This window comes from Micromonospora sp. DT48, from assembly GCF_049844495.1.
GTDB lineage: Bacteria > Actinomycetota > Actinomycetes > Mycobacteriales > Micromonosporaceae > Micromonospora.
This window is the reverse complement of the sequence record NZ_JBNCLE010000009.1, coordinates 105,612-132,069: the sequence shown is the minus strand read 5'-3', so window position 1 is coordinate 132,069 and position 26,458 is coordinate 105,612. Positions and strand designations below refer to the sequence as shown.

23 protein-coding genes are annotated in these 26,458 nt (G+C 71.2%); 15 read left to right on the top strand and 8 right to left on the bottom strand.

Annotated elements, in window-relative coordinates; translation table 11 throughout:
- Positions 1-238: 238 nt before the first annotated feature.
- Together ACLQ2S_RS12670 and ACLQ2S_RS12665 are read left to right on the top strand one after the other, a co-directional pair.
- Positions 239-1,099 (top strand): DUF2726 domain-containing protein, encoded by an 861-nt coding sequence (locus ACLQ2S_RS12670; protein ID WP_155220263.1) that lies wholly within the window; start codon positions 239-241, stop codon positions 1,097-1,099.
- A 302-nt stretch (positions 1,100-1,401) separates the two neighbouring features.
- Positions 1,402-2,655: a hypothetical protein gene (locus ACLQ2S_RS12665; protein ID WP_155220265.1), complete on the top strand. Its 1,254-nt coding sequence runs from the start codon at positions 1,402-1,404 to the stop codon at positions 2,653-2,655.
- A gap of 140 nt (positions 2,656-2,795) precedes the next feature.
- On the opposite strand, the gene ACLQ2S_RS12660 is transcribed toward ACLQ2S_RS12665, so the two are convergent.
- Positions 2,796-3,143, bottom strand: coding sequence for a histone-like nucleoid-structuring protein Lsr2 (locus ACLQ2S_RS12660; protein WP_155220267.1), 348 nt, complete (start codon positions 3,141-3,143; stop codon positions 2,796-2,798).
- A gap of 273 nt (positions 3,144-3,416) precedes the next feature.
- On the opposite strand from ACLQ2S_RS12660, the gene lon reads away from it, so the two are divergent.
- Positions 3,417-5,753 carry an endopeptidase La gene (gene lon / locus ACLQ2S_RS12655; RefSeq protein ID WP_155220269.1) on the top strand — a complete coding sequence of 779 codons (2,337 nt, stop codon included), beginning with the start codon at positions 3,417-3,419 and terminating at the stop codon, positions 5,751-5,753.
- 186 nt (positions 5,754-5,939) lie between these two features.
- On the opposite strand, the gene ACLQ2S_RS12650 is transcribed toward lon, so the two are convergent.
- The gene (locus tag ACLQ2S_RS12650; protein WP_155220271.1) at positions 5,940-7,631 is read right to left on the bottom strand and encodes a DEAD/DEAH box helicase; all 1,692 of its coding nucleotides are present in this window, start codon (positions 7,629-7,631) and stop codon (positions 5,940-5,942) included.
- A gap of 239 nt (positions 7,632-7,870) precedes the next feature.
- Between ACLQ2S_RS12650 and ACLQ2S_RS12645 the strand changes: the two genes are divergently transcribed.
- Positions 7,871-8,464, top strand: a complete 594-nt coding sequence (locus ACLQ2S_RS12645) for a TetR/AcrR family transcriptional regulator (RefSeq protein WP_425701727.1) — start codon at positions 7,871-7,873, stop codon at positions 8,462-8,464.
- A gap of 31 nt (positions 8,465-8,495) precedes the next feature.
- Here the strand turns inward: ACLQ2S_RS12645 and ACLQ2S_RS12640 are convergent, their stop codons facing one another.
- The gene (locus ACLQ2S_RS12640; protein ID WP_230462740.1) at positions 8,496-9,392 is read right to left on the bottom strand and encodes an alpha/beta fold hydrolase; all 897 of its coding nucleotides are present in this window, start codon (positions 9,390-9,392) and stop codon (positions 8,496-8,498) included.
- Between the two features lie 186 nt (positions 9,393-9,578).
- Here ACLQ2S_RS12640 and ACLQ2S_RS12635 point away from each other — a divergent pair, with 186 nt between their 5' ends.
- Both ACLQ2S_RS12635 and ACLQ2S_RS12630 read left to right on the top strand, forming a co-directional pair.
- Entirely contained in the window at positions 9,579-10,535 is a 957-nt protein-coding gene (locus ACLQ2S_RS12635; RefSeq protein ID WP_155220275.1) for a DUF5715 family protein, read from the top strand.
- 3 nt (positions 10,536-10,538) lie between these two features.
- Positions 10,539-12,149 carry an asparagine synthetase B family protein gene (locus tag ACLQ2S_RS12630; protein WP_425701726.1) on the top strand — a complete coding sequence of 537 codons (1,611 nt, stop codon included), beginning with the start codon at positions 10,539-10,541 and terminating at the stop codon, positions 12,147-12,149.
- 55 nt (positions 12,150-12,204) lie between these two features.
- On the opposite strand, the gene ACLQ2S_RS12625 is transcribed toward ACLQ2S_RS12630, so the two are convergent.
- The 4 genes from ACLQ2S_RS12625 to ACLQ2S_RS12610 all read right to left on the bottom strand — a co-directional run bounded on the left by ACLQ2S_RS12625 (position 12,205) and on the right by ACLQ2S_RS12610 (position 16,932).
- Complete coding sequence (locus tag ACLQ2S_RS12625; RefSeq protein ID WP_155220279.1) at positions 12,205-12,426, bottom strand: DUF2188 domain-containing protein; 222 nt, start codon at positions 12,424-12,426, stop codon at positions 12,205-12,207.
- Positions 12,427-12,545: 119 nt separating this feature from the next.
- A complete protein-coding gene (locus ACLQ2S_RS12620) occupies positions 12,546-13,982 on the bottom strand; it encodes an LVIVD repeat-containing protein (RefSeq protein ID WP_375335357.1) in 1,437 nt (478 codons plus the stop codon).
- A 211-nt stretch (positions 13,983-14,193) separates the two neighbouring features.
- Complete coding sequence (locus ACLQ2S_RS12615; RefSeq protein ID WP_425701725.1) at positions 14,194-15,456, bottom strand: nucleotide sugar dehydrogenase; 1,263 nt, start codon at positions 15,454-15,456, stop codon at positions 14,194-14,196.
- 105 nt (positions 15,457-15,561) lie between these two features.
- Entirely contained in the window at positions 15,562-16,932 is a 1,371-nt protein-coding gene (locus ACLQ2S_RS12610) for a serine/threonine-protein kinase (protein WP_309223566.1), read from the bottom strand.
- A gap of 339 nt (positions 16,933-17,271) precedes the next feature.
- On the opposite strand from ACLQ2S_RS12610, the gene ACLQ2S_RS12605 reads away from it, so the two are divergent.
- From ACLQ2S_RS12605 to ACLQ2S_RS12565, 9 genes are all read left to right on the top strand, one after another.
- Positions 17,272-17,901: an RNA polymerase sigma factor gene (locus tag ACLQ2S_RS12605; RefSeq protein WP_425701724.1), complete on the top strand. Its 630-nt coding sequence runs from the start codon at positions 17,272-17,274 to the stop codon at positions 17,899-17,901.
- Between the two features lies 1 nt (position 17,902).
- On the top strand, positions 17,903-18,685 hold the full coding sequence (locus tag ACLQ2S_RS12600; RefSeq protein WP_425701723.1) for a hypothetical protein: 783 nt from the start codon (positions 17,903-17,905) through the stop codon (positions 18,683-18,685).
- Between the two features lie 275 nt (positions 18,686-18,960).
- A complete protein-coding gene (gene egtA, locus ACLQ2S_RS12595) occupies positions 18,961-20,196 on the top strand; it encodes an ergothioneine biosynthesis glutamate--cysteine ligase EgtA (protein ID WP_425701722.1) in 1,236 nt (411 codons plus the stop codon).
- Positions 20,193-21,527 carry an ergothioneine biosynthesis protein EgtB gene (gene egtB, locus ACLQ2S_RS12590; protein WP_309223569.1) on the top strand — a complete coding sequence of 445 codons (1,335 nt, stop codon included), beginning with the start codon at positions 20,193-20,195 and terminating at the stop codon, positions 21,525-21,527. Before egtA ends, egtB begins: the two co-directional genes overlap by 4 nt.
- Positions 21,528-21,546: 19 nt before the next feature.
- A complete protein-coding gene (egtC, locus tag ACLQ2S_RS12585; protein WP_425701721.1) occupies positions 21,547-22,293 on the top strand; it encodes an ergothioneine biosynthesis protein EgtC in 747 nt (248 codons plus the stop codon).
- Positions 22,294-22,358: 65 nt separating this feature from the next.
- Positions 22,359-23,324: an L-histidine N(alpha)-methyltransferase gene (gene egtD, locus ACLQ2S_RS12580; protein ID WP_425701720.1), complete on the top strand. Its 966-nt coding sequence runs from the start codon at positions 22,359-22,361 to the stop codon at positions 23,322-23,324.
- Positions 23,325-23,564: 240 nt separating this feature from the next.
- Complete coding sequence (locus ACLQ2S_RS12575; protein ID WP_155220291.1) at positions 23,565-24,152, top strand: TMEM165/GDT1 family protein; 588 nt, start codon at positions 23,565-23,567, stop codon at positions 24,150-24,152.
- 76 nt (positions 24,153-24,228) lie between these two features.
- On the top strand, positions 24,229-24,576 hold the full coding sequence (locus ACLQ2S_RS12570; protein WP_309223570.1) for a DUF1622 domain-containing protein: 348 nt from the start codon (positions 24,229-24,231) through the stop codon (positions 24,574-24,576).
- Positions 24,576-24,866: a DUF1622 domain-containing protein gene (locus ACLQ2S_RS12565; RefSeq protein WP_196222577.1), complete on the top strand. Its 291-nt coding sequence runs from the start codon at positions 24,576-24,578 to the stop codon at positions 24,864-24,866. Before ACLQ2S_RS12570 ends, ACLQ2S_RS12565 begins: the two co-directional genes overlap by 1 nt.
- A gap of 7 nt (positions 24,867-24,873) precedes the next feature.
- Here the strand turns inward: ACLQ2S_RS12565 and nhaA are convergent, their stop codons facing one another.
- Positions 24,874-26,205: a Na+/H+ antiporter NhaA gene (nhaA, locus tag ACLQ2S_RS12560; protein WP_309223571.1), complete on the bottom strand. Its 1,332-nt coding sequence runs from the start codon at positions 26,203-26,205 to the stop codon at positions 24,874-24,876.
- Positions 26,206-26,458 lie beyond the last annotated feature (253 nt).

Genomic DNA, 26,458 nt, shown 5'->3' with positions numbered 1-26,458 from the left:
GCACTTCTATTGGACGCCCGCGCGGCGCGCCGGGTCAGGGTCGGCGGGCCGGTGCCGACCGGGACCTTCGACCTGTCTTCACCGGGACCACGACCGCTCCAGGGGAGCCGTCGTCATGATCGTCGCCCTAGACTCGGTCGGCCGGTGCGAGGGAACCCGTGTCGACCTGTTCGCGCGACCGTCGTCCGACGCCGGCAGCCGGCCGACAGGGAGAGGCTGAGGACTCATGGGTACGACGATGACCGCTGACCACGACCGTGCGCTGTCCCCGGTGCCGCCGGAGGCCGGGCGCGGACCGGTGTTGGTCCGCGCGGCGCAGCGGGTGCACGCCGGGCTGCGGCTGGGCGAGATCGTCCGGCGTCGCCCACCGGGCCTCACCGCGAGCCAGTGGAACACGGCCAGCCGGGCAGTTCTCGACCATGTGGTCTGCTCGGCGGCGAGCGGCCTGCCCGAGTTCGCCGTCGAGTTCCGGTCGCCGTCGACCGACGCCACCACCAGGCGGGCCGAGCGGACCACGCAGGCCGTGGCCGCCGCGATCGGCCTGCCGCTGCTGCGGATCGTCTCCGCCACCCTGCGCGACACCGGACACGGCCCGCGGATCGTCTCGTACGTCGTCGACGCCCGCCGTTACGCCATCGGTGCCGCCGGTTCGGACGTGCCGGCCGTCGGGTTCCGGGACATCGTCGGTCGGCTGCCCGACGGGCGTGAGGGTGCGGTCAACGACCTCGGCGCGCTCGCCCGCGCGGAGGCGGTGGAGGCGTACGTGGCGCGGCGGCTGACCGACCCGATCCTGCGGGGGCTGCACGTGCGCTGGCGCGGCGGCCCGGTCGAGGGCTGGAGTTGGGCCGAGGTCCGCCCGGGCGAGGTGCTGGTGGAGCGGGTGAGCGTGCGGGTTTTCGACCTCTGCTGCGGCGTCGATCCCGCCCGGTTCGCCGAGGACCTCGCCGTTCTCGCGGTCGGGGAGCGGCTGCGGACGATCGAGACCGATACGCCGTCGCTACTGCCGCGTGGGGATCTGCTCACTGACATTCGGCGGCTGCGGGATCGCCACGAGGAACTCGTCGGCGACTTCGCCTACGAGCATCTCTGCCAGGAGTAAACCGGTTCCGCAGCGTCGCCCGGTCGAGCGGGCGGACGGTGACCGGCCGGACGCGGAAAGAAACATCGGAAAAAATTCGGCCGCCTTTGAACCGCTGTCGGAGCGGACCCGTACCTCACCGGGAATGGACAGGATCTCCCCAACCCGCACCGGCAGGCGCGGGAGACGGTGCGGAAAGGGCATCGTCGTTTGTCGACGTGCCACCGGCGCGTTCAGGCGGTCCCCGTCGAGCGTGCCACCACGATTCCGTTCGGTCCGTCGAGTCACGAATCAGGAACCGGATCGAGAAGGAGAGCAATTCGATGCGCAGGTCAACCCGGTCGCGCCGACCATCCGGTAACGCGCGGACCAAGCGACTTCTGGCCGTCGGTGCCACGCTCGCTGTCTTCGGCGGCGTCGTCGCCGTGACCCAGATCTCGTCGGCCGGCGACCGACGGTCACACCAGCAGAAGCGACCCGTGGCCGCCGAGTGTGTCGCACCCAGCCCCGGTGCCACCGCGCCCACCGCCCGCGGCGCCACCACCACCCGCACCTGGCAGAACGGTCGCTGGGTGGTCAACCACTGGGGCGACGGGCAGCAGACCATCGAGGAGTGCCAGGAGACCCGCAACGGCGGCGGAGCGACCGCCGGGGCCTTCGCCGTGGCCTGCCCGGACGTGGTCAGCCGACTGCCGCAGGTGCCCGACCGGGCCCGCGCCGAGGTGGACCGGAACCTGAACGCGTTGCAGACCCAGATCACCGAGGCGGACGCGCGACTGGCCGCAGAGGGCAATCGCGGCCAGCAGTTCATCCGTAACGCCATTCTCAACCCGCTGGCCAGCAAGCGTCGGGCGACCCTCGACCGGATCACGATCGCCATCGACCGATTCGGTCCCCGGCCACGCGGTCTGGCCAATCTCGCCACCTGCCAGGTGCAGCCGGTCGACAACAACAACGGCGGCGGCAACGGTGACGGCGGCGACAACGGCGGCGGTGGCGACAACGGCGACAACAACGGCGGCGGCAACAATGGACTCGACGTGCTGGCGAACAACTGCGACAACAGCCAGCTCCAGGCGCACGACGGTTTCCAGAACGGCAACCGGTGCATCAGCACCGCCTTCGGCGAGGTCGGTGCCGCGGCCAACAACCCGTCCCTGCTGATCACCGACTTCCCGCAGCAGATCAACCGCAACGAGGGCTTCTCGATCCGGGTCAGCACCCGCAACCTGGTCCGGGACCGGTTCCTGCCGGCCGGTCAGGGCGGCTACTACCTGGAAAGCTCGCTGCTCGACGGGCAGGGGCTGACCCGGGGACACTTCCACACCGCCTGCCGGATGCTGAACAACACGAACGAGGCCCCCGCGCCTGACCCGGTCCCGGCCTTCTTCGTGGCCACCGAGGACGGTGGCGGCGGTGCCGAGCCGGACGAGGTGACGATCCAGATTCCGGGTCTGCCGGAATCCGGTACCGCACAGTGCGCGGTCTGGGCCGGCGACGGTTCGCACCGCATCCCGATGTCGGAGCGGGCCAACCAGACCCCCGCCTTCGACGCGGTGCGCATCCAGGTCAACTGACACGCGGGCGGAGGCCGTGGGCCGACGCCGAACACTGCGGGGCCGCCCGGATCAGTCCGGGCGGCCCCGCCGCATGTGGAAGAACTGGTGTGACTCGTGCCAGAACACCGGCACCAACCGCGCCAGGTGGCATCGACGTATCAGCGGTTCCGGTACGCCTCGACCACCTCGACCGGGATTCGACCGCGTTCGGAAATCTTGTAGCCGTTCCGGAGCGCCCATTCGCGGACGGCGCGGTTCTGCTCACGGTTCATTCCTGAAGTGCCCGAACCGACACCGCGACGTGGGTTACGGCCAGTGTCGGCGGCGCCACGCCCCAGACGCCGACCCGCATTGATAAACGGATCCAACGCCTTGCGCAGGACACCCGCGTTCTCGTCGGAAACGTCGATGGTGTACGCCACGCCATCCAGGCTGAACTCCACCGTACGGTCGGCCTTTCCGCCGTCGAGGTCGTCGGTCAGCACCGTGATTACTTGTTTAGCCATCGTTCATTACTCCCTGTGTCTGACGGGGTGTGCTCAAAGTTTGACTGATCATCCGCCAATTGCGCAACAAAAGTGTGTGTCGCAGCGGTTCGCGTTTTGCGTCGCATCGAAATCCCGATTCTGGATCTGCCCGCCGTGGCACGGTGAGCCGATGGCGAGATCACCATCCGCGTCCGTACCGCGCCGGGGTGTGCTGGGTCACACCGAGGAACAACCTGGTCGTGCTGCGACTTGAGCCTGACACGCTCAACTCAATGCGATAGCAGGTGTTCGATGGCAACTCTCCCGGTACTTCCACTGACCGACGCCGTACTACTGCCCGGCATGGCCATTCCGGTGACCCTCGACCCGACCACCCAGGCCGCGGTAGACGCGGCCCGTGCCACCGGCGATCGCACGCTGCTCGCCGTGCCGCGCCTGGACGGCGAGTACGGTTCCGTCGGCGCGATCGCCACCATCGAGAAGGTGGGGCGACTGCCCAGCGGTGAACCCGCCGCCGTCATCCGTGGCCTCGCCCGCGCCCGTATCGGCTCCGGGGTGCCCGGTCCCGGCGCCGCCCTCTGGGTCGAGGCGACCGAGATCGACGAACCCGCTCCGGCCGGCCGGGCCCGCGAACTCGCCCGCGAGTACCGCGCACTGGTGACCTCCGTGCTCCAGCAGCGGGGCGCCTGGCAGGTCATCGACGCGATGGAACGGATGACCGACCTCTCCGAGCTGGCCGACTCGGCCGGCTACGCGCCCTGGCTGAGCCTGGGACAGAAGACCGAACTGCTGGCCGCGCCGGACGTCACCGCCCGGCTGGAACTGCTCGTCGGCTGGGTCCGGGAGCACCTGGCCGAGCAGGAGGTCACCGAGCAGATCAACTCCGAGGTCCGCGAAGGGCTGGAGAAGTCGCAGCGGGAGTTCCTGCTGCGCCAGCAACTCGCCGCGATCCGCAAGGAACTCGGCGAGGACGCCCCGGAAGGCTCGGCCGACTACCGGTCCCGCGTCGAGACCGCCGACCTGCCCGAAAAGGTACGCGAGGCGGCGCTGCGCGAGGTCGGCAAGCTGGAACGGGCCAGCGACGCCTCACCGGAGGCGGGCTGGATCCGTACCTGGCTCGACACGGTGCTGGAGATGCCGTGGAGCACGCGTACCGAGGACAACACCGACCTGACCGCCGCGCGGGCCGTGCTCGACGCCGACCACGCCGGGCTGGCCGATGTGAAGGACCGCATCCTGGAGTATCTGGCGGTGCGCAACCGGCGCGCCGAGCGTGACCTCGGTGTGGTCGGCGGCCGTGGTTCCGGTGCGGTCCTGGCCCTCGCCGGTCCGCCCGGGGTCGGTAAGACCAGCCTCGGTGAGTCGGTCGCCCGAGCGCTCGGCCGCAGGTTCGTCCGCCTCTCCCTCGGCGGCATCCGCGACGAGGCGGAGATCCGGGGCCACCGGCGCACCTACGTCGGCGCGCTGCCCGGCCGCATCGTCCGGGCGTTGCGCGAGGCGGGCTCGATGAACCCGGTGGTGCTGCTCGACGAGGTCGACAAGCTCTCCGTGGGGTACGCCGGAGACCCGGCCGCAGCCCTGCTGGAGGTGCTCGACCCGGCCCAGAACCACACCTTCCGGGACCACTACCTGGAGGTCGACCTCGATCTGTCCGATGTGCTGTTCCTGGCCACCGCCAACGTGGTGGAGGCCATTCCCGGCCCGCTGCTGGACCGGATGGAACTGGTCACCCTGGACGGGTACACCGAGGACGAGAAGGTCGCCATCGCCCGTGACCACCTGCTGCCCCGGCAACGGGAGCAGGCCGGACTGACCGCCGACGAGGTCGACGTGGACCCCTCGGCGCTGGGCCGCATCGCGGGGGAGTACACCCGGGAGGCCGGCGTACGGCAGTTGGAACGGGCCCTCGCGAAGATCATGCGCAAGGTCGCGGTGGCGCTCACCGACGACCCGGCACCGGTCCGCGTCGGCGTCGACGACCTGGTCCGCTACCTCGGTCGGCCGAAGCACACCCCGGAGTCGGCGGAACGCACCGCGACCCCGGGCGTCGCCACCGGCCTGGCGGTCACCGGCGCCGGGGGAGACGTGCTGTTCATCGAGGCGACGAGCATGGAGGGCGAACCGGGACTGACCCTCACCGGTCAGCTCGGCGACGTGATGAAGGAATCGGCACACATCGCCCTCTCCTACCTGCGCGCCAACGGCCGTCGCCTCGGCCTGGACCCGAACGCCCTCGCCGGGCGGCGGATCCACCTGCACGTCCCGGCGGGCGCGGTGCCCAAGGACGGCCCCAGCGCCGGCATCACGATGGTCACCGCCCTGGCGTCGCTGGCCAGCGGTCGCCCGGTACGCCCCGAGTTCGGGATGACCGGCGAGGTGACCCTCTCCGGTCGGGTGCTACCCATCGGCGGGGTGAAGCAGAAGCTCCTCGCCGCCCACCGGGCCGGCCTGACCGAGGTGATCATCCCGGCCCGGAACGAGCCGGACCTGGACGACCTGCCGACCGAGGTACGCGAGGCGTTGACCGTGCACGTGCTGGCCGACGTCGCCGACGTGCTAGCCCTAGCGCTGCGACCGGCCGAGATCGACCCGGCATCACTGCCCAACCACCACCTCACCACCACCTGATGTGGAAGGAAGGGCACCTTATTAACGCCTGCGGTAGAGCAGGGGCCCCTTTTTAACAGGATCGTTCGGCGACTGGCGCCACCTCGGCAGGGGTGGCGCCAGTCGCCGAACGGCTGGGGTGGTGTGGTGAGAAGGGTTCCCCTCTATACACCAGGCGTTAATAAGGTGCCCTTCCTTACTCCCGGCTCAGCGGCGGTCGCGGCGGACGGTGGCCTTGCGGCCTTTGATGGTGCTGCCACGCAGCCCGGCGATCACCTCGTCGACCACCGCCACGGGCACCTCGACCAGCGAGAAGCGGTCGGCGATCTCGATCGACCCGATGTCCCGGCCCCGGACTCCGGTCTCCCCGGTGATCGCGCCCACCAGATCCTGCGGCCGCACACCGGCCCGCCGGCCCACGCCGATGAACACCTGAGTGGTGCCGGCGGTGCGGGGACGCGACGGCCGACGCTCGCCCCGGCTGTCGTACCCACCCGGCCGACCTTCCCGAGGCGGACGGACCGCGACCTGCGGGATCTCCTCCTCGGCCTCGTCGGAACCGGGCAGGGTCGCCTCGTGAGCGAGCTTCACCGCGGCGAGCGCCACCTCCATCAGGTCGAACTCGTCGCTGAGCGTCTCGACGATCACCCGGAACGGGTCGAGGTCGTCCTCCAGCAGGCTCTCCCGTAGCGCTGCCTGGGTCAGCTCCAACCGACGAGTCCGCAGATCGGCGACCGTGGGGATCTTGTCGATGGTGATCCGTTGCCCGGTGACCCGCTCGATGGTCTTGAGCATCCGGTGTTCCCGGGGCTCCGCCAGGGTGATCGCCACACCCTCGCGTCCGGCCCGACCCACCCGGCCGATGCGGTGCACGTACGACTCCGGTGCCGACGGCACGTCGAAGTTGACCACGTGACTGAGTTGCTCGACGTCGAGCCCACGGGCCGCCACGTCAGTGGCGACCAGCAGATCCGCGGTGCCGGCACGCAGCCGCCCCATCACCCGGTCCCGCTGTTCCTGGCTCATGCCGCCGTGCAGCGCCTCGGCCCGGTAGCCGCGACCGTTCATCGTCTCGGTGAGCCGGTCGACCTCCTCCCGGCTGCGGCAGAACACGATCGCCGCGGTGGGCGACTCGACGTCCAGCACCCGCCCCAGCGCCGCCGGCTTGTGTGCCCGCGCCACCAGGTACGCGCTCTGCCGCACCCGGGGTGCCTCACCGGCAACCGGCTGCTCGCGGGCGATGAGGATGCGTACCGGGTCGGTCAGGTGGGCGCGGGCCATCCCGTCGATCCGGGCCGGCATGGTGGCCGAGAACAGCACCGTCTGCCGCTGCTCGGGGGTGTGTTCGAGGATCGCCTCGATGTCCTCGGCGAAGCCCATGTCGAGCATCTCGTCGGCCTCGTCGAGCACCACCGTGGCGAGGTTGCCCAGCCGCAGGGTGCCCCGGGCGATGTGGTCCAGGGCGCGGCCGGGAGTGGCCACCACCACGTCGATGCCCCCGTCCAGGGCCCGCAACTGCCGACCGATCGGCTGCCCACCGTAGATCGGCAGCACCCGCGCGCCGAGGTCCTTGCCGTAGCGGTGGAACGCCTCGGAGACCTGCACCGCGAGTTCCCGGGTCGGCACCAGGACCAACGCGAACGGGTCGTGGCCCGCTCGGTCGTCCGGCATCCGCTGCAACAGCGGCAGCGCGAACGCCGCCGTCTTGCCCGTGCCCGTCGCCGCCTGGCCGAGCAGGTCCCGACCGGTCAGCAGGGGCGGGATCGCCTCGCGCTGGATCGGGGTGGGCTCCTCGTACCCGAGCGTGGCGAGCGCGGCGAGCAGTTCGGGCCGTAAGCCGAGATCGGTGAAGGCGGACGGCTCGGCGGGCGGATCGGGCAGCACGTGCGTGGAACTCATGGGGTCAAGCCTTTCACTACGTCCAGCGGTCCGCTGCGGCGACCACCCGAACTTGTGCGCGGGGTCGCCGACGGCGACCCCGCACGCCCGCCCGGGCCCGTCACCCGGTGAGCAGCGCCAGCATGATGGTGACGCCCAACACGACGTCGATGACCGCGCGGCACTCGACGTAGGCTCGCGGCACCAACCCGTCGGTGCTGGTCCAGAAAGGTGGATCGGCCCTGACCTAGCATCGGGTGGTGACAGTCACCGTGCCGGCCGACGCGCCGCAGGAGGCTCTCCTGCGGCGGGTGATCGCGTACTTCGCCGTCAACGGCGTCGGCGACACCAGCCTGCGTACGCTCGCGGCGGAGATCGGCACCAGCCACCGGATGCTCCTCTACCACTTCGGCTCCCGCGAAGGGCTGCTCACCGCGATGGTCGAGGCCGTCTGGCGGGGCCAGCAGGAGCTGTTCGACTCGCTGCTCCGCGAGGCGGTTGACGACCCCTACGACGGCGCCTGGCGTTTCTGGCAGCGGCTCGCCGACGACCGGGCGTTCGCGCCGCTGTTCTTCGAGATGGCGGCGGCGGCGATGCAGGGGCACGCGTGGGCCAGTGCGTTGCGCACCTGGATCACCATCTGGACCGATCGGCTCGGCTCGTTCTTCGAGGAGGTGGGGAACCCGCCGGAGCAGGCACGGACCCAGGCGCGGATGGCGCTGGCGATGACCCGGGGTGTCCTGTTCGAGCTGGCGCTCACCGGCGACCGGGCGACAGCCGACGCCACCATGGCGGCCTTCCTGGATTCCACCCGGCCGACCAGCCGAGCGGGTGACGCGCCGCAACGGCGCTGACCGGCGGTGCGTCCGGGCCAGTGGGCGGGGCTCAGGGGCGCGGGCCGCGCACCTCGGTAGTGACGAACCGGACGAGCTCCGCCGCGAGCCGGCGGGGTTGGTCCTCGGGTACCAGGGTGTAACTGTCGTCGATCTCCACCAGCCGACCCCGGGGAAACAGCGCCGCCAGCCGGGGCCCGTGCGACGAAGGCATGAGCTTGTCCTCGCGGGCCCAGGCCACGAGCACCGGACGGTCGAATGACGCCAGCCGGCTCGGCAGGGCCCGCAGTTCCGCCTTCGACGGGGTGGACAGCGCGAAGCTGCGCAGGTCCCGTCGGATCGCCCGGTCCTGCCGCGCCGGTCGGAACCAGGCGTCCATCACCTCGTCGGGGATCGGGTACTTGCTCATCCATCCCCAGGCGCCGGGGGCACGCCGGAACCAGCCGAACCGTTGGAGTTGCATCGACAGCCACAGCGCGCCGGGAACCCGCGCGCTCATCGCCACCGCCTTGCCCGGCTTTCCGGGCGGGAAGTTGTCGAACGCCTCGCAGGCGACCAGCGCCAGACCGGCGATCCGGTCGGTCGGACCGTCGGCCACGAGGAACTGGACGCCACCCCAGTCGTTGGCGACCAGGGTCACCTCACGCAGGTCCAGTGCGTCGAGCAGTTCCCCCACGAGCGCGGCGACGCCCCGGTGGGTGACCAGTTCCGGCCGATCCATCGGTCGCCGGTGGCTGCCGAGCGGCAGGGTGGGACAGACACAGCGCACCGTCGGACCGACTTCGGCGACCACCCGACGCCACAGACTCGCGTCCATGTTCACCCCGTGCAGCAGCACCATGACTGGTCCGTCGCCGCCGGTATCGGTGTAGTCGATCGTTCCCGCGGTCAGGCTGATGGTCGGCATCGACGTCCCTCCCGTCGACCGCACCTCCTCGGCGCGGCGCATGTACCAAATGGTACATGCAGTTGTCCGGCGAACCCCGCCTGGTCTGGGCACCGCCGGGGCGACCAGCGCCTGTCCACGAGGTCTGCCATGCGTTAGGGGGATACGGGAGTATTGCTCGTACTAATCCGGATTGGTGTGGTTACCGTCTGTCGCAGGCGATCATCGCGGCGGCAGAGAGGACCGATCATGCGAGTGCCCAGCCGAAGTCCGGGACACCGGCCCGGTCCTCCCGTCACTCCGGCCCGCCGCCGCCCACGAGGTACGGCGCGCCCGCTCATCGTGGCCGCGCCCGACCTGGCGGCCTACCGCGACGCCGTGGCCGAACTCCTGGTCGAGGTGAGCGCACTCGCCGGGACGGGCAGCACGAAGGCGCGGCAGGTGCTGATCGACCAGCGGCTGCGGGAACCGGCCATCATGCAGGTGCTGGAGGCCACCTCCCAGGGGCTGATCGGCGCTCGGGAGACCCTGCTGCTGGAGATGGCCCGGTACCAGCCGAACGAGCGCAGTTCCGCCGGTGACCTGACCGCGTTGGTGCGCATCTACCTGCTGTCGCGCATCGACGTGATGTGGTGGCGCGACGCCACCACCTTCCTCACCGACGAGGAGGTCAACCACAGCGTCGAGCTGGTCGACCTGGAATGGCTGCGGCGGCGGGGACTGCTGCGCTTCCAGTACACCGAACAGCCCCGCACGGTGGTCGGTCGGGGCGTACGCGCGCTGCGCCGCCGGATGCTGCCCGACGCCACTCCGCGTACCGCCGGGTTGCTGTTCCGGCGGGCCCGCCGTGAGGTCGTCGCCCTGCTCAACGACATCGGTCGGGAGTTCGCCGCGGCCACCCCGGCGGGCACCCCGCCGCTGTGGGTGACCAGCCTGGTCCGCAGCGCCGAACACCAGTACCGGTTGCGGCGTCTGGGGTACTCCGCGATGGTGCCCAGCGGTCACTGCCTGGGCTGGGCGGTGGACGTGGAGATGGCCTGGTTCGACCGCTTCGGAGCCCGGGACACCCTGGCCGGGCTGCTGCTGAACCGGCAGCGGGCAGGCGAGATCAACGTGGTGGACGAGGGGCAGGCGTGGCACGTCTGTCTCGCACCGGCGGCGACCCTGCGGCTGCGCCGGGCGTACGAAGCCGAGATGGGGATCTGACCGATGTGCGGGATCATGCTCTGCGTCGGCCCGGAGGCGGATCCGGCGATCTTCCGGCGGATGCTCGGCACCCTCGTGCCCCGGGGTGAGGTGACCGAGACCCGGCACGAGAGCGGGCTGCTCGCCGGGGTCCGGCGGCTGCGCGTGGTCGACCGCGAGCGTGCCGTGCAGCCCTGGGTCTCCGCCGACGAGCGCTGGCTGCTCTGTTACAACGGCGAGGTCTTCAACCATCACGAACTGCGCTCCGAGTTGACCGCGCTCGGTCACCGGTTCCGCAGCGCCAGCGACACCGAGGTGGTGCTCGCCGCCTTCGAGCGCTGGGGCGAGCAGGTGGTCACCAGGTTGCGTGGCGAGTACGCCTTCACCGTGGTGGAACGGGCCACCGGGCGGGTGTACCTGGTCCGGGACCCGCTCGGCGTCAAGCCGCTGTACTGGGCCCGGACGCCGGGATGCCTGCACCTGGCCAGCGAGGTCAAGGCACTCGTGCGGCTGGGCGCGCCGGTGACCGAGGTGCCACCGGGGCACCACGGCTGGGCCGACGCCGACGGCGAGCCGCAGCTGCGGCCGTACGTGGATCTGCTCGCCCTCGGTGCGGGCGCGCCGGTGGTGGCGGACCCGGACGAGGCCGCCCTGCTCGTCCGTGCCGCCCTCACCGACAGCCTCCGGGCGCGGCTGGACACCGACCTCACGGTGGGTGTGGTGCTCTCCGGCGGACTGGACAGCTCACTGGCGCTGTTGCACACGGCACAGCGGCACCCCGACTGTGTCGCCATCACCGTCGGGGTGCCGGAGAGCCCGGACCTCGCGTACGCCCGGCGGTTGGCGAAGGACCTCGGCGTGGCACACGAGGTGGTGGAACTGCGCCCGCGCGACATCCGGCTCGCCGACGTGCGGGAGGCGATCCGGATCTCCGAGCTGACCGAGTACGGCGACATCATCAACGCGATCGTCTCGGTGCCGATCTTCCGACGGCTGCGGCAGCTCGGGGTCAAGGTGGTGCTCACCGGCGACGGCTCGGACGAGCTGTTCGGTGGCTACCCGATGTACCACCAGGTCGGCCGGGAGGCGTCCCGCCGACTCTTCCTGCACAAGATCCGCAACCTGTGCCGGACCGAGTTGCAGCGGGTCGACCGGACCAGCATGGCCTTCGGCGTGGAGGCGCGGGTGCCCTTCCTCGACCTCGCGCTGGTCGAGCTGGCGATGCGGCTGCCGATCGAACTGAAGCTGCGGGACGGTCAGGAGAAGTGGATCGTCCGGCGGGCCTTCGCCGACATGCTGCCCGACTACATCCGCCGCCGGCCGAAGAACCCGATGTCGTACTCCTCGGGCTTGCACGAACGGGCCCGGCTGTACAAGCCGCTCTTCGCCCGCGTGCACCGCTCGTTCGGTTACCACCTGCTGGAGCCGGTCCGTCGGGACTTCGACAGCGTGTTGACCCGTTGTGGCAACGACCTGGACGCGGCGCTCGCCGCCGGTCGGGCCAGACCCGACTACACCGTGCTCGAACACGCCCGTGACCTGGTCGGCGCGGCGAAGTGGAACGCCACGCCGATCGTGCGCCGCCTGGTGTCTCCGCGCCGCAACCGGGGCGACGAGGCCCCGCTACCCGGCTGAGTCGTCGCCGGCACCCGAGCGGTGCCGGCGACGACCGGTCGCCTCGGGTCGGCCCTCAACCGGCGGGCGGGTACGGGTCGTCCTGGTAGGTGTACTCGGTCTCGATCCGGCCGTCGGCCGTGTGCACCACGAGCTGGCTCGGCTCGTTGCCGTGCGCCACCTCGCGCCCGGCCTCGATCGCCCGCTGCTTCGTGTCGTACGTGCCGACGACGGTGCCGCCTCCCTCGACCTTCCAGCCGTCGCCGTCGGGCACCACGTGGTACTCGTTGCGCGCCATCACCGACTCCTTTCCTCCGTGACGCACGAGGTACCCGGGACGGATGGGGGAAAACGCGACCCATGTGATCGGGCCCGGCCACCCCTGCGGGGAGGCCGGGCCCGGTCGACGCGTCGGCCCTACCAGCTGAGGTAGCTGGGCTGGGTCTGGACGTTCAACTCGCGGAAGGTGACCAGCTTGGCCGTCAACGTCCGCCAGTCGTTGAGTTCGAGCACGTCGAGCCCCTTCTGGATGTCGGAGGAGTAGATGTGCCCGTTGTAGTAGTAGGCCGACCAGGAGCCGCCCACGATGAGCTGGCTGTCCGACAGCGGGCCACGCTCCCAGAAGCCGATCTCCTTGGGCTTGCGGGAGTTGGTGAAGTCCCACACCGAGACGCCGCCCTGGTACCAGGCCTGGACCATGATGTCCTTGCCGAGCACCGGGATCAGCGAGCCGTTGTGCGCCACGCAGTTCTCGGTGTCGCCGTTGGTCCGGGGGATCTTGAAGTAGCTGCGGAACTCCAGCTTGCGTTTGTCGCCCCGGCCGGTGAGGTCGTAGATGGCGTTGGCGCCACGCTCCGGGCCCACGGCCTCGTTGCAGGTGGCACCGCCGCCACCGCCCAGTTCGTCGGTGAAGACCACCTTGGTGCCACGGTTGTTGAAGGTGGCCGAGTGCCAGAACGCGAAGTTGGTCGTGTCCCGCACCGTGTGCAGCACCCGCGGTGCCTCGCGCTTGCTGATGTCGAGCAGCACGCCGTCACCCATGCAGGCACCGGCGGCGAGGTCCTTCGCCGGGTACGCGGTGATGTCGTGGCAGCCCGACGTCGCCGAGCCGCCGGTGCGACCCTCGTAGCCACCGTCGGGGAAGAGGTTCGGTGTGGCGACGACGGCCGCGTCGGTCGGCTTCTTCAGCGGCACCTTCACGATGGAGATCGAGTCGTGCGGCGGTTGGCAGTCCGGGAAGGTGTCGTTCGGGCTGTACGAGGAGACGTACAGGTAGACCGACTTCTTGTCCTTCGCCGGCACCAGGGTGTGCGTGTGCGATCCGCAGGCCGTCTCGACCGCCTTGATGTACCGGGGGTTGGCCTTGTTCTTGATGTCGAAGATCTTGATGCCCTCCCACGATTCCTTGATGGTGGCGGGCTGGGAGACGCTGCTGCACGAGTCGTCGCTGCGGGACGCGTCCGTCGACAGGAACAGCAGGTCGCCGTAGACGGAGATGTCGTTCTGCGCGCCGGGACAGAGCACCTGGGAGACGATCTTCGGCTTGCTCGGCTTGGCGATGTCGTAGATCACGAAGCCGTCGTAGTTGCCGACGAACGCGTACTTGCCCTGGAAGGCGATGTCGGTGCCGAGCGCCGCGGTGGTGTTGAACGGCGCCTGCTTCGGCAGGTTGGCGATCAGCTTGAGGTTGGGGCTGCTGGCGATCTCGTCGACACCGAGCGGTGCCTCGACGGCCGTGGCGGCCTCGGGGGCCGCGTGCGCGTTGCCGGGGGAGGCAACGGCGATGCTGGCGAGGAGGAGCCCGGCGGCGGCCACACTGACGATACGCAGTTGCCGCCCCCGTGGCAGGGTCATTCCGACCATCGGCTACGCCCTTCGAGAGGGAAAGTGACGTTGGCCGTACACTACTCGCAGTCGAGACTCATCGATGTGACATGGATCACATTCAGTGGCCGGGGTCGATGGCGATGATCGCGGCGACCTCGGCCCGGACACGGTGTCGCATGACCGACCGGCCCGATCGAATGCCCGCCCCGTCACATCGCCGCGGGTTGGCTCCCGGCGTTCAGAGCCGCTCGACGTTGGCCCCGGTGCAGCGGTTGCGGGTGTCGAAGACGTACCGGGCGTGCCGGACCACGAGGTCGTAGTCGAACACGTCGTGGTCGGTGACCACCACGACGCCGTCGGCCGCACGCAACTCGCGCTCGGTCAGGTCCACGATCAGCACCCCGTCGGGCAGGTGGTGCGCCTCGGCGTACGGCTCGACCGCCCGGACCTCGGCGCCGAGTTCCCGTAGCCGCCGGGCGACCTCGACGGCCGGTGAGTCGCGCATGTCCCCGGTGTTGCGCTTGTACGCCAGGCCGAGCAGCAGCAGTCGCGCGCCCTTGACCGCCCGCCCGGAACGGTTCAACCCGGCCATCACCCGCTGGGCCACGTGTTCGGGCATCTCGTGGTTGACGTCGTTGGCCAACTCGATGAAGCGGAACTGTCGGCCGAGGCGGCGCTTGACCTGCCAGGACAGGTAGCAGGGGTCGATCGGCAGGCAGTGCCCGCCGACGCCCGGACCGGGCCGGAACGGCATGAACCCGAACGGCTTCGTCTCGGCCGCCTCGATGGCCTGCCACACGTCGATGTCCAACTGGTGCGACAGCATCGTCAGCTCGTTGACCAGGGCGATGTTGACCTGGCGGAAGGTGTTCTCGATGAGTTTGGTCAGCTCGGCCACCCGGGTCGAGTCCACCGGCACCGTCCGCTCCACCAGACGCCGGTAGAACGAGTCGACCCGGGCCAGCGCCTGCGCGTCGACCCCGGAGACCACCTTCGGGGTGTTCGCCAACCGCCAGGTCGGGTTGCCCGGGTCGATGCGTTCGGGGCTGTAGCCGAGGTGGAAGTCTCCGGGGCTGCGCAGTCCGCTGGTCGACTCCAGCAGCGGGCGGAGCAACTCCTCGGTGGTGCCCGGGTAGGTGGTGGACTCCAGGATCACCGTGCAACCCGGGCGCAGGTACGGCCCGATCCCCGTACCGGCCTGCTCCACGAAGCTCAGGTCGGGGGTGCCGTCGCGCAGCGGCGTGGGCACGGTGATGACGCAGATGTCGAAGTCCTTGGCATCGGCGTACTCGCTGCTCGGCTGGTACCGGCCGCTGGCCAGGGCCCGGCCGAGCCGGTCGGCGGGAATGTCGGACACGAACGACTCGCCCAGCGCCAGTCGCTTGACCCGGTCGGCGTCGACGTCGAGGCCGACCACGTCCAGGCCGGCTTCGACGGCCTGCATGGCCAGCGGCAGTCCCACGTAACCCTGGCCGACGACGACCAACTTCTCCACGCTCACCCGAACTCCCGAACAGTAGGAGATAACTGCTGGTGAGGAGCCTAGAGGGCGGTACGGTGCCGTACGTCCGTTTCGGGGATTTAGGGAAGGTTGAGGCTGCTGGGGTCAGCCGCCCTCGCCCTCGCCGGTGTCCGGCGGCTCATCCGCGGGCGCGGTGGTCGGTGTCGATGAGGTGGCCGATGCCGACGGTGTGGGGTTGCTGGGCGGATCCGACGGCTCCGTGGTGTCGGGGGCGGAGGGGCTCGGCGACTCCGGCGTCGTGGGTTCGCTGGACTCGCTGGGTTGCGGCGAGGGCGGCTCCGGCGACGGGGAGTCGGTGGCCTGAGTCGTCGAATTGGCCGGGCGCAGCGACGGCGCCCGCACCGGAGCACTCTCCTGGGTGCTCGGTGGTGCCGCCGCGTCACTGGGAAGGACGGTCGGTGCGGTGGTGGGTACCTTGACCGCCGGCGTGTCGGCCTCCTGGGCGGCGCCCAGCGCCACGCCGAGCGCTGTCATCCCGACCAGCACGGCGGTCATCGCGCCGACCAGCTTGCCGCGGCGACGTCGACCCGCCAGCGGTGCGTCGATCGCCGGCATTCCGGTGCGGGTGTCCGGCCCCGCGTCACGCAGTGCCGCGGCCATCGGGACCACCGTGGTGGGCAGGGTGCCATCCGACACGGCCGTCCGCGCCGCCTCCGCCATCGCCGCGCCGCTGCTGAACCGGTCGGCCGGATCCTTGGCCAACGCCCGTTCGACCAGCACTCGTACGGCTTCGGGGATCTCGTGCGGCAGTTCCGGCGGAGGGTCGTCGAGATGCCGGACGGCGACCTGGAGGGGATTGTCACCGGTGAACGGCGGGCTGCCGGTCAGGCAGCAGTAGGCGACCGCGCCGAGCGCGTACAGGTCGGTCGCCCCGGAGACCGGCCGCCCGGCGGCCTGCTCCGGTGCCATGTAGAGCGCGGTGCCCGGGACGGCGTTGGTGCTGGTGATGCTGGTGACGTTCGTCGAGCGGGCCACCCCGAAGTCCACCAGGACCACGGTGCCGTCCTCCTGCATCAGCAGGTTGCTCGGCTTGACGTCACGGTGCACGATCCCGCCGAGGTGGGCGGCGTGCAGCGCCTGGGCCGCCTGCGCCACCACCGACATGGTCACACCCACGTCGAGGCGTCCCTCGGCCTCGATCCGCTTGGACAGCGGCTGACCGGTGACGAACTCCATGACCAGGTAGTCGGCTCGGCCACCGCCGGGCAGGTCGTCCTCTCCGCAGTCGAAGACCTGCACGATGCCCGGGTGCCGCAGCGCCGCCATGATCCGAGCCTCGGCGCGGAACCGGGCGATGAAGTCGGGGTCGGAGACGAGTGACGGCAGCAACACCTTGACGGCGACCTGTCTCCCGAGGATCAGGTCGGTCCCTCGCCAGACGTCGCCCATGCCACCGGTGGCGATCCGCTCGTCCAAGCGGTACCGACCGCTGAGTACGACCTCCGAAGACAACACGGCACCACCGTACCCACTGTCGGCTGGTCCGGCGCGACGGCGGGTGGCCCGCGCCGAGCGATGACGGCGAGTGACTATCGAGGCGCTGCTCCGGGTGATCATGGCGTGACAGCGGGTCGGTGTAGCCGCCACGTCGCCGCGGTGGAGATCGTGCGGTGCGATTCAGGTTGTGGTCCTCGACGTTGTCGGCGAGAATCCGCTACCGGGCCGTATGGCCCGGTTCGGTTCGGGCGACGGGGGCGGTGTGCGAATCGAGGTCCGGCGCGTGAAACGGGCCGAGCCGACGCCTGCCCGCCCGGCGTACGTCCGTGCCGTGGCCCGGTCGGGGGCGGTACGGCGGTGAGCGGCGAGCTGGACCAGCAGGTCGAGGCCGCCCGTAGAGGTGACGAGGATGCCTTCCGTCACCTCTACCGCAACCTCCAGCCGGGACTACTGCGGTACCTGACCGCCCTGGTCGGGGCCGATGCCGAGGACGTCGCGTCGGAGACCTGGTTGCAGGTGGCCCGCGACCTGCCCAGCTTCACCGGTGGCGAGTTCCGGGCCTGGGCCGTCACCATCGCCCGTAACCGGGCCATGGACCACCTGCGTCGCCAGCGCCGCCGCCCGGCGTTGGCGGTGCCGGTGCAGGAACTCAGCGAACTGGCCGGTGACTCCGACACCGTCGAGCGGGCGGGGGAGAGCATGGGTACCGAGGCGGCGCTCGCGATGATCGCCAGCCTGCCACCCCGGGAGGCCGAGGCGGTGCTGCTGCGCACCGTGATCGGGCTCGACGCCGAGACCGCCGGACGGGTGCTCGGCCGCCGGGCCGGTGCGGTGCGTACCGCCGCGCACCGTGGCCTGCGTCGGCTCGCCCGGCTGCTGGACCAGCGAGCCGCCGCCGCGGCCGCGCGGGACGACGTGCCCACCATCGACGCCCGGCCGTGCCAGCGTGCCGGCCTGCCGCCCCGGACCGAGCCGGTGGACGGCTGACATGCGCGGACTTCGGCTGATGTTGCGCCGGTCGGCGCGCGGCTACCACGAGCGACTGCTGGACGCCGTCGTCGACACCCGGCGCGGGCAACCGCCGACGGGTCCGGTCGACCCGCTCGCCGAGCTGTTGCGGGCCGCCGCCGCGCCGGCCCGGGATCGGGAACTGGCCGGCGAGGAGGCGGCAGTCGCGGCGTTCCGCAGCGCCCACCGGCCGGCGGCATCGACACCCCGGCGGCGACGACACCGGTTCACCGCCGGTGCCGTGGCCTGGATCGCCGGGCTGGCGGCCACCGCCACCGCCGGTGCCGCGCTGGCCGCCGTCGGTCTGGACCGCTCCGGTCCGCCGCCACCGGTCGCCACCAGCCCGGCCGCGCCGCCGTCCACCACGGTGGTGGGCACCCCCACCGGCGAACCTGCCACGACGTCGGCCGCGCCGACCGCCTCGGCCGCGCCGACCGCCTCGGCCGCGCCGACCGCCTCGGCCGCACCGAGCGCCTCGGCCGGTGCCGCGACCGTCGTCCCCCGCCGGCCGACGCCGAGCGCCTCGCCGCCACCGGAGCCGGTGGCCACCTCGCCCGTCGGTCCCGGCAACTCCGACAACACCGAGGACCGGCCCGGCCTCTGCCAGGCCTACCTGGCCATGCCGGAACGACAGCGGGAGCGGGCGCTGCGCACCCCCGCCTTCCGCGAACTGGTCGTCGCGGCCGGCGGCGCGGAACACGTCGAGGAGTACTGCCGGGGTCTGCCGGCCGAACCGGACGCGAACCCGCCCGCCGAGCCCTGAGCGACGGCGTCCCGTCCACCGGGTCGGCACCTGCGGCGACGAAACGTGGCCGAGTCGTGAATTTCGTTCGACGTGCCGGATGCTCCTGCTACACAGATCGTGGCGGGAGTCGTCCGTGGCCGAGGCGGGTCAAGCCCCTCGTCAGGCGGTTGCCGACGGCGATGTGCCGGCGGGCGAAAGACGGTGCGTCGGTGCCGTGCGGTTCACATTCACCACGGTTCGATGTCAGTGGGCTGGGTTACCGTGGCGACGGATCCGATCGGAGGGAGCCACACGTGGTGATGTCACCGGAGGTGGAGCGGATCCCGGTGCTGCGGGACCGCGCCGCCGCTGCCCGACACCTCGCCCGGATCTGCTTCAAGACCGGTCCACCCACCCTCACCGGGGTCGAACTGGAATGGACGGTCCACGACGCGGCCGATCCGACCCGCCCCGTCGACGCCGCACGGCTACGCGCGGCACTGGGGCCGTACGCCCCCACCACGCTGGACCCGACCAGCCCCGCCCTGCTCCTGCTCCGGGGCGGCGCGATGACCGTCGAGCCCGGCGGGCAACTGGAGATCTCCACCCCACCGCACACCCGGTTCGCCGCGCTGATCGAGGCCACCCGTTCCGACGCGGCGCAGGCCACCAGATTGTTGAGCGCCGCCGGGCTGACTCTCGGCCAGGCCGGCATCGATCCGTACCGACATCCCCAGCCGGTCATCGACACGCCCCGCTACCGCGCCATGCGCCACGCCTTCGACCGCCACGGGCCGCACGGGCGGACGATGATGTACAGCACCGCCGGCTTGCAGATCTGCCTCGACGCCGGGCAGCCGGATCAACTCCCGGCGCGGTGGCGACTGGCCCACACGGCCGGACCACCCCTGCTCGCCGCCTTCGCCACCGCCGATCGACACGCCGGCCGGCCCACCGGTTGGACGTCAGCCCGGATGGCCGCGTGGTGGCGCATCGATCCGGCCCGCACCGCCCCGGTCTGGACCCCCGCGCAGGCCGACCGGGATCCGGTCGCCGCCTGGACGGCGTACGTGCTGGCCGCGCCGCTGCTCTGTGTGCGGGAGGCCGGTCCGGACTGGGCGGCCCCGCCGGACGTGACCTTCGCCGACTGGCTGGACGGGGCGCTGCACCGGCCGCCCCGCGTCGACGACCTGGAATACCACGTCAGCACGCTGTTCCCACCGGTACGCCCGCGCGGCTACCTCGAGATCCGCTACCTCGACGCGCAACCCGGCACCGACTGGATCCTGCCGTTGGCGATGCTCAGCGCGCTGTTCAGCGACCCCGACACGACCTCGGCCGCGCTGGACGTGACCGCACCCGTCGCCGACGCCTGGCACCGCGCGACACGGTACGGCCTGCGGGACGTCACCCTGGCCCGAGCCGCCACCGGTCTGTTCGATCTGGCTCGCGGCGCGCTGCCCCGGCTGGACCTGCCGCCGTCCCTGCACCAGGAGATCGACCACGGATTACGACGGCGGCGCGACGCCGCGGAGAGGAGTCAGCGGTGACCGACATCGGCATCGACCGCGACACCGAGGGGTTGCGCGACCGGATCGCGGCGGAGTTGGAGCGGACCCGGGCCCGCACCGCCCTGCTGACCGAGGCGGTGGACGACGCCGACCTGGTCCGGCAGCACTCGCCGTTGATGTCCCCGCTGGTCTGGGACCTGGCGCACGTGGGAAACCAGGAGGAACTCTGGCTGGTCCGCGACGTCGGCGGGCGGGAACCGCTGCGGTGCGACATCGACGACCTGTACGACGCGTTCAAGCAGCCACGTCGGGACCGTCCCTCGTTGCCGCTGTTGCCGCCGCCGGAGGCTCGCGCCTACGTGGCCACGGTCCGGGAGAAGGTGTACGACCTGCTGGACCAGGTCACCTTCGAGGGTCGTCGGCTGGTCACCGACGGCTTCGCCTTCGGGATGATCGTGCAGCACGAGCAGCAGCACGACGAGACGATGCTCGCCACCCACCAGTTGCGCTCCGGTCCCGCCGCGCTGCACGCGCCGCCGCCACCCGAGCCGACGGTGCGGGTACCCGCCGAGGTGGTGGTGCCCGCCGGTCCGTTCGTGATGGGCACCGACACCGACCCGTGGGCGCTGGACAACGAGCGCCCGGCCCACCGGGTGGACCTGCCCGCGTACGTCATCGACGCCGCCCCGGTGACCAACGGCGCGTACCGTGCGTTCATCGCCGACGGTGGCTACGACGACCCGCGCTGGTGGACCGAGGCGGGGTGGCGGCACCGCCAGCAGGCCGGGCTCAGCGCGCCGATGCACTGGCGGCGGGACGGCGACGACTGGGCCTACCTGCGGTTCGGCACCTGGGCCCGGGTCCGCGACGACGAGCCGGTGGTGCACGTCTGCTTCCACGAGGCACAGGCGTACGCCAGCTGGGCGGGCAAGCGACTGCCCACCGAGGCGGAGTGGGAGAAGGCCGCCCGCTGGGACCCGGCGACCGGCCGGTCCCGGCGCTACCCGTGGGGTGACGACGACCCCACCTCCGCGCACGCCAACCTGGGCCAACGGCACCTGACGCCGGCACCGGTCGGCGCCTACCCGGCGGGTGCCTCGCCGCTCGGCGTGCATCAGCTCATCGGTGACGTGTGGGAGTGGACCGCCACTCCCTTCCGGGGCTATCCGGGCTTCGCCGCGTTCCCGTACCGGGAGTACTCCGAGGTCTTCTTCGGCGACGACTACCAGGTGCTGCGGGGCGGGTCGTTCGGCACCGACCGGGCCGCCTGCCGTGGCACGTTCCGCAACTGGGACTACCCCATCCGGCGGCAGATCTTCAGTGGCTTCCGCTGTGCCCGTGACGCCGGTGCCGACGAGGCCCAGCGGTGACGATCCGGCAGGTCGGCTGATGTGCCGGCACCTGGCCTACCTGGGCCCGCCACTGACCCTGCGGGAGCTGCTGTTCGATCCGCCGTACTCCCTGTTCCGTCAGTCCTGGGCACCACGCGACATGCGGGGCGGCGGGACCATCAACGCCGACGGTTTCGGCATCGGGTGGTACCCGGACGGTGCCGCGCCGGTGCGGTACCGCCGGGCACAGCCGATCTGGAGCGATCCGACCATCGCCGAACTGGCGGCGGTCACCTCGGCGGGCGCGGTGCTGGCCGCCGTCCGCTCGGCCACGGTCGGCATGGCGATCGTCGACGCCGCCGCCGCGCCGTTCGCCGAGGGGCGGTGGCTGTTCAGCCACAACGGCGTGGTGCGGGGCTGGCCCGACTCGATGGTCCCGCTCGCCGCCGAGCTACCCGTACGGGACCTGCTCACGCTCGACGCGTCGACCGACTCGGCGTTGCTGTGGGCGCTGGTCCGGCACCGGTTGCGCGCCGGTGTCGCACCGGCGCGGGCGGTCGCCGAGACGGTGACCTCGGTCGCCGCGGCGGCGCCCGGATCCCGGCTCAACCTGCTGCTGACCGACGGACACACGGTGGTGGCCAGCGCGGCCGGGCACGCGCTGTCGATGCGGGTCACGCCCACGTCGGTGCTGCTGGTCTCCGAACCACACGACGACGGCCCGGGTTGGCGTGTGGTGACCGAGGGGCAACTCGTCCAGGCCAGCGCGACCGAGGTACGCCAGCGGGACCTGACGGCGTGGTGAGCCGCCGCGCCACGGCCCGCCCGGATCCCGACACACCAGCCATACCCGACGGAAGGGGACAGTAGATGGGCGCCGAGCCACTGGAGATCCACCTCGACGACCAGGACATCCACCACAGCCTGCGGCGGGACGTCCGCGTCGGGCTGACCGCCTCGGCGAAGTGGCTGCCGCCGAAGTGGTTCTACGACTCCCGGGGCAGCGAGTTGTTCGACGAGATCACCCGCCTGCCCGAGTACTACCCGACCCGGGCCGAGCGGGCCGTCCTGGCCGAACAGGCGACCCGGATCGCCGAGTTGACCGGCGCGAAGACGCTCATCGAGCTGGGCTCCGGGTCCTCGGAGAAGACCCGCCTGCTGCTGGACGCCTTCACCCGACGCGGAGGGCTCGGGACGTTCGTGCCGCTGGACGTGTCGACCAGCGCGCTCGCCGCGTCCACCGCCGCCCTCGCCGCCGACTACCCGGGGCTGCGGGTACGCGGCATCGTCGGGGACTTCACCCGCCACCTGGCGCAGCTGCCGACCGGCGGGCGGCGGCTGGTCATCTTCCTCGGCGGCACGATCGGCAACCTGCTGCCGGTCGAACGGGCGGAGTTCCTCACCGGGATGCGGGCCGCGCTGGAGGTGGGTGACTGGCTGCTGGTCGGCACCGACCTGGTCAAGGATCCGGCGGTGATCGTGCCCGCGTACGACGACGCGGCCGGCGTGACCGCCGAGTTCAACCGGAACGTGTTGCGGGTACTCAACCGGGAACTCGACGCCGACTTCGATCCGGCCGCGTTCGCCCATGTCGCGCTCTGGAACCCGGAACACGAGTGGATCGAGATGCGGCTGCGGGCGGAGCGCCCCATGCGGGTGCGGGTGCTCGACCTGGAGGTCGACTTCGCCGCCGGGGAGGACCTGCGGACCGAGGTGTCGGCGAAGTTCCGCCCGGAGGGCATCGCCGACGAGTTGGCCGCGGCGGGTCTGCGTACCGAGCGGTTCTGGACCGACCCGGGTGGTCTGTTCGGGGTGACCCTCGCCCGTGCCGAGTGAGCGGGCTGACCCGGCCGACGCCCGTCCTCGCCGGGCCCCGGTGATGCCTCGGGGGCGATCGGCTAGGCTGGGTCCCGCGAAGGGGAGTAGCCCATAACGTCGTGGTCGACATACTGGTGCCTCGTGCATCCGGCCACCCGGCCTCGTTCCGACGAGGCGGGCGAGACCTTCGACCAGGCTGTCGCAGCCGGGTCGAGGGCGTCCCCACACCTCCTCCCGGCCTGATCCGGGAAGGACATCATGGACGGGTTCCTCGCCGCGCTGGTGATCAGCTTCGGCGTCATCTTCGTCGCCGAGTTGGGAGACAAGTCCCAGCTCATGGCGCTGGCCTTCGCCACCCGATACCGCACGATGCCGGTGTTGATCGGCATCACCGTGGCCACCGCCGTGGTGCACCTCGCCTCGGTGGCGATCGGTCACGGCCTCGGCGCGGCACTGCCGACCGGTTGGATCTCGCTGCTGGCGGGTGTCGCCTTCCTCGGGTTCGGCGCATGGACGCTGCGTGGCGACCGGCTCACCGAGGAGGACGAGCGCCGAGCCGCCCGGGGCGGCAGATCGGCCGTGATCACCGTCGGTGTCGCCTTCTTCCTCGCCGAGTTGGGTGACAAGACGATGCTCGCCACGATCACCCTGGCCACCCAGTACGGCTGGTTCGGCACCTGGCTCGGTTCGACGGTCGGCATGGTCGCGGCGGACGCGCTGGCCATCGTCGCGGGCCGGCTGCTCGGCCGGAAGCTGCCCGAACGAACCATCAGGTACGGCGCGGCCGTCCTCTTCGCCATCAGCGGCGGGTGGCTGATCCTCGACGCGGTGAACCAGCTGCGCTGAGCCCGACGGCCGCGCGTTGCGGTGCCCGTGGGCCCCGGCGTCGACTACCCGGCTGCTGGCCGGGTAAGGCGCCGGGGTGGACGTCGAGGTGATCCTCCAGCAGGGCCACCACCTGCTGGTGACCGCGGTGGAGATCCTGGGCGCGCTCGTCATCGCCATCGGTGCGGCCCTGGCCGCGCTGCGGTTCGTGGTCGACGGGGTGCGCCACCACGACGCCGCGGTGTTCACCCGGATCCGGCTGTCCCTGGGGCGCTTCCTCACCCTGGGTCTGGAGTTCCAGCTCGCGGCGGACATCCTGCGTACCGCGCTCTCGCCGACCTTCGCGCAGATCGGTCAGCTGGCGGCCATCGCCGCCATCCGGACGGTGCTGAACTACGTGCTGGGTCGGGAGATCGAGCACGAGAAGCGGCAGGTCGAGCGTTGATGGGGACGCTCGTGGCCGCCGTCATCACGGCGCTGGCCGTGCTCGCCGCGATGGTGGTGCTGCTGGCCACCGGCTCCCGCGCGACGGCCCTGGGGGTGCTGCTCGACCTGCTGCTCGCGGCCGGTCTGGTGCGGTTGACCGGGAACCAGACCTGGACCGAGATCGTCGTCCTGGTGGCGATCGTGGCGGTGCGCCTGTTGGTGCGTACCACCCTGATCGAGGATTTTCGGCGGTGGTCGCCGGATGCCGGCCGCCCGGCCGAGCGGGCCGGCCGGGCGGCCGAGGCGTGAGCGGCGGTCAGACGCCAGATTTCTGGTAGACGTCCGGTACCCCGTCCTGGTCGAGATCGAGTTGTTCCTTGATGGCGATCGCCCGGTAGATCCGGTTGCGTCGCCGCAGCACGATGGTGGCCAGCAGCGCCGAGATCAACGAGCCGGCCAGCACGGCCGCCTTGACGTTGGCTCCGTCGGTGCTCTCGGAGCCGAAGGCCAGTTCGCCGATGAGCAGCGACACGGTGAAACCGATACCGGCCAGCAACGACAGGCCGAACAGGTCGGACCAGCTGATGTCGTCGTCCAGGCGGGCCCGGGTGAACCGGGCGAGCAGGAAGGTGGAGCCGAGGACACCGACGCACTTGCCGACGACGAGGCCGAGCACGATGCCGAGAACGATCGGGTCGGTGACGATGGCACCGAGGTCCGCCCCGCGCAGCGACACCCCGGCGGCGAAGAACGCGAAGATCGGCACCACGAAGCCGGCGGAGACGGGCCGCCACACGTGCTCCAGACGTTCGGCGAGACCGGGCATCGGACGGCGACCGTCGCGGTGTGGGCGGGCGAGCACGGGCACGGTGAAGCCCAGCAGGACGCCGGCCACCGTGGCGTGCACCCCGGAGGCGTGCACCAGGGTCCAGGCGGCCACGGCGAGTGGGATGAGCGCCCACCACCAGGTGCGGCGGCGCTGCACCAGCAGACCGAACAGGGCGATCGGGGCCAGGGCGCCGAGCAGTGGGAGCAGGCTGAAGTCGTCGGTATAGAAGATCGCGATGACGGTGATCGCCAGCAGGTCGTCGACCACGGCCAGGGTGAGCAGGAAGGCCCGTAGCCCCTGCGGCAGGTAGGCCCCGATCACGGCCAGCACGGCCAGCGCGAACGCGATGTCGGTCGCGGTCGGGATCGCCCAGCCGCGCAGGCCGTTTCCACCACCGGCGAGGGTGACGGCCACGAAGATCAGTGCCGGGGCGGCCATACCGCAGACCGCCGCCACCACCGGTAGCGCCGCCCGTCGTGGATCACGCAGTTCACCGGCGACGAACTCGCGTTTGAGTTCCAGGCCGACGACGAAGAAGAAGATCGCCAGCAGTCCGTCGGCGGCCCAGGTGGCGAGGTCGAGGTCGAGATGCAATGCCGCGCCGCCGGAGAACGGCACCCACCGCCCCAGTTCCGCGTAGGAGTCGCCCCAGGGGGAGTTGGCCCAGACCAGCGCGATCACGGCGCCGAGGAGTAGCAGGGCGCCACCGACGGTCTCCGTGCGTAGTACGTCGGCCAGGAAACGCGCCTCCGACCAGGAGGTACGCCTGAAGAGGCGGCCTACGCCGCGGCCTGCTGGGCGTGGGGTCTGGTCGGTCACGGGTGGCTCCGCCTCGTCGATCGAAGGGCAACGCACATCAGCGCCGACCAGGCTTCCCGGCACACCAATGCCGGGACTCTACCCACTGCTGGCAGTCGTTGCGAGTGCGGCGACGCGACCTGTTCGCCGCGGGACGAGTCACAGGAGCGCTCGGTGGGGACAGCGCAATTTTTTCCGGGCCGGAGCGATTCCGACGGACCGTCGGCCCGGTTGGTCACTGCGGGCGCGATCCGCCATTAAGAAAATACCTAAC